Source organism: Azospirillum sp. SYSU D00513 (genome assembly GCF_017356015.1).
In the GTDB taxonomy this organism is placed as follows: domain Bacteria; phylum Pseudomonadota; class Alphaproteobacteria; order Azospirillales; family Azospirillaceae; genus Azospirillum.
In genome coordinates this window covers 1-688 of record NZ_JAFIQV010000120.1, presented here as the reverse complement: position 1 = coordinate 688, position 688 = coordinate 1, and the positions used below count along the sequence as shown (strand labels likewise).

Genomic DNA, 688 nt, shown 5'->3' with positions numbered 1-688 from the left:
TGGGGAAATGCCCCCTGGCCCGCACCGCCCGGCGCAGCTTGGAGTTCAAGGCCTCGATGGCATTGGTGGTGTAGAGGATCCGCCGGACCTCACGCGGAAAGGCAAAGAAGGGAATGACCTCCTGCCAAGCCCGGCGCCAAGCCTTGCCGATGGCCGCGTATTTCTCGCCCCATGGGCCGTTCTCGAAAGCGGTCAGAGCGGCCTCGGCCGCCTTATCATCGACGGCGTCGTAGACCGTCTTCAGGGCAGCCGCGATGGCCTTGCGGTCCTTCCAGGACGCGAACTCCATGCTGTGGCGCAGCAGGTGAACGATGCAGGTCTGCACGATGGTCTCGGGATAGGCGGCCGCTATCGCCTCGGGAAAGCCCTTCAGCCCATCGACCACGGCCAGCAGGATGTCTTCCACGCCCCGGTTCTTCAGCTCGTTCAGGACGCGCAGCCAGAACTTGGCGCCTTCGTTCTGTTCGATCCACAGGCCCAGCACCTCCTTGGCGCCGTCGGCCCGCACGCCGATGGCCACGTGGATTGCCTTGTTGCGCACGAGGCCCTCGTCCCGGATCTTGACCCGGATGGCATCCAGGAACACCAGCGGGTAGACGGCCTCCAGAGGCCGGTTCTGCCAGGCCACCACCTCCTCGATCACCGCATCCGTCACCGTCGAGATCAGGTCGGCCGACACCTCGATGCC

1 protein-coding gene is annotated in these 688 nt (G+C 65.4%); it reads right to left on the bottom strand.

What is annotated here, in order from left to right; translation table 11 throughout:
• A partial coding sequence (locus JUB11_RS32465) for an IS256 family transposase (protein WP_207462937.1) occupies nucleotides 1–688 on the bottom strand: 688 nt, incomplete at both ends.